The organism is Candidatus Poribacteria bacterium, assembly GCA_021295755.1.
In the GTDB taxonomy this organism is placed as follows: domain Bacteria; phylum Poribacteria; class WGA-4E; order WGA-4E; family PCPOR2b; genus PCPOR2b.
Map to the genome: position 1 here is coordinate 1 of JAGWBT010000162.1, position 2,641 is coordinate 2,641.

Consider the following 2,641-nt stretch of genomic DNA (forward strand, 5'->3'; position numbering starts at 1 on the left):
AGGCATTACGCCGGAGAAGCGCGTCATGTCCTACTGACAGGGCGGATACCGCTCCTCCCACAGCTATTTGGCGTTGCGGCTTTTGGGCTACCAGAAAGTCAGCAACTACATCGGCTCGTGGAAAGAGTGGGGAGATCGGCTGGATCTGCCGATCGAAATACCGGAAGCGTGAAACGTGAAAAACCATTTGTTCATTAGTGTGGTTGGGCGAGGAAGTCCGACCTATGGGCAGTACAAAACGCTAAGAGAAACCGAGTTTTCAAGAAAAAACTCGGTTTCTGTTGCACTAAATCTTAACATGAACGTTTTTTTACTTTTAACCCCCTAAATCCCCCTTATCAGGGGGACTTATGAACCAAACGCGCAAGTTCTAAAAGTCTTTCTTTGCGTCATTGCGACATTGCGACATTGCGTTAAAATCCGATTCGCGCTGCCTATAAACGGATCTTCCTTACGCTAACGCCTGATCAAGGTCTGCGATAATATCTTCCACTTCCTCCAACCCCGCGTCTCCGCGCTTCCGGCGAAACATGCAGGTGCGTCGTCGAAGCGGAATGACAGATCAACGTCCGTACATCACCCAAGCTGACTGCAAGCGTACAGAGTTCGACCTGATTCACCAGTTTCTCTCCCGCTGCTATACCACCCTTGAGTTCAAAAGAGACCATCCCACCGAAGTTGTTCATCTGCTTTTTGGCAAGTGCATGTTGTGGGTGGCTTGGTAGACCGGGGTAATGCACCCTTTCGATTGCCGAATGATTTTCCAGAAATTCTGCGAGTGCGTGGGCATTGGCACAGTGACGCTCGAAACGTAGTGGCAGCGTGGCGACCCCGTGCAGACACCCCCGAAGTGTCGTAGCGCACCTGTCTTCGCACGATCGATAGACTCCTTTGATCCAACAATCATGCCGGCGACCACCGCCCCACTTCCGCTGAGATACTTGGTCATACTGTGGACGACGACATCAACACCGAGAGAGATTGGCTGCTGCCCACACGGCGTGGCGAAGGTGTTATCGAAAACTAACGTAACCCCGTGCGTCCTTGCAATCTCCGCACAAGCGGCAAGGTCCACCAATTTCAGTGTTGGATTGACAGGGCTTTCAAGATAGATGGCTTTCGTGTTCGGTTGGATTGCACCATCGACGGCACTGGCATCGGTCGCGTCCACAAATGTGGTTTCGACTCCCATGCGACGGAGATCTTCGTTCAGGATGTTGTATGATCCAGCATAGAGAGAGTCCATCGCCACGACGTGGTCCCCGTGCGCTAGCAGCGTCAACAATGTCGTGCTCACAGCTGCCATTCCCGACGCTGTTGCGAGTGCCGCTTCACCGCATTCTAGCACTGCAATCTTGTTTTCGAGCACAGATTGCGTTGGATTGCCCCACCGCGTATAAATATAACCCGAATCTTCGTCTGTGAACGCAGCACTGAAAGGTGCTGTTCTGGTAGATGGGCGGGATGAGGGGACCTGTTTTGGGGAGGGATTCTTCGCCGGCATGGATGGCTTTGGTTGACCAGCCGGTGGATCTGGATTTCGTTGTCATAATCATCAACCCGTTGGTTACTCTTATAATTTCTCCAATACCTGTTCTGTAATCTCTATGGTGTGTTCGATGTCTGCCTCTGTGTGGGCGAAGGAGATACTCCCCTGTTTTGTGGGAAGCGGAAAGTGGAAAATCCCTCTCTCGATTAAGAGCGTTCTGTACTTTTTATCGAGATCCATATCGTGGGACTGTGCAATTTGCAGCCAATTGGTGGGAGCCTCCTCCATAAAATAGACAACAAAGGCGGATCCCTGCCGGGCGACTATTGCGGGGAAATCTTTCGTGGACAGCAGCTCCTTTAAGCCAGCTTCCATCATCTGACCGAGGTGTTCCAGATGACCATAAATCTCTTTCTCCTGCGCCTTCAACTTTTTCAAGGTTGCGATTGCCGCTGCTGTCGGGACGGGGTGGGCACTATAGGTGCCTGCAATTAACACCTTCTTTTCCGGCTGCGGGTGATTGAAATACTCCATATACTCCCGCTTGCCCCCGACGACGCCGAGTGGGTAGCCGTTGGCGACCGCCTTTCCGAATACCGACAGATCTGGCTGCACCCCACATATCGACTGATAACCGCCTAGAGCATGGCGGAATCCCGTTTTTACCTCGTCAAAAATTAGCAGGGAACCGTATTGATCGCACAGCCGTCGAAGTCCCTCTAGGTATCCGGGGTTCGGTTTGACCACACCGATATTTTGTAAGATTGGCTCAAGGATGATGCACGCGATATTCCCCTTTTTTATTAAATTTTCTACGGCGTCCAAGTCATTGAACTGTACGGCATGGACATGCTGAGAAGCGGATGCTGGCATACCGGCTGTAATTGGATAAAGTGGCAGCTCCTCGCCCGGCTGATAGCCCCCAATTCTTTCAAGGGGATCCATTAAATTGAATGCCACATCATTATGCCAACCGTTGTAGCCGCCTTGCATGATAATCACTTCGTCGCGTCCGGTTATTGCGCGAGCAACCCGCACGGCGAAAAAGGTCGCCTCTGACCCTGTATTGGTGATCTGTACTTGGTCCAGCGTGGGGATACATTCTACCAGCAGATTCGCTAACTCCCCCTCCCAAGGGGTTGTCCCCGCACC

At 51.9% G+C, this 2,641-nt stretch carries 1 protein-coding gene and 2 pseudogenes (1 of these 3 cut by a window edge); 1 reads left to right on the plus strand and 2 read right to left on the minus strand.

Annotation, left to right across the window (positions count from 1 at the left end; translation table 11 throughout):
• Positions 1-198, plus strand: a 198-nt coding sequence (locus tag J4G02_19750; GenBank protein ID MCE2396767.1) for a hypothetical protein, incomplete at its 5' end; no start/stop codon positions are given.
• 253 nt (positions 199-451) lie between these two features.
• On the opposite strand, the pseudogene J4G02_19755 reads toward J4G02_19750, so the two are convergent.
• Positions 452-1,550 (minus strand): annotated as a pseudogene (locus J4G02_19755) (aminotransferase class I/II-fold pyridoxal phosphate-dependent enzyme).
• A gap of 23 nt (positions 1,551-1,573) precedes the next feature.
• Positions 1,574-2,641, minus strand: a pseudogene (locus J4G02_19760) (aminotransferase class III-fold pyridoxal phosphate-dependent enzyme); it runs 234 nt beyond the window's last position.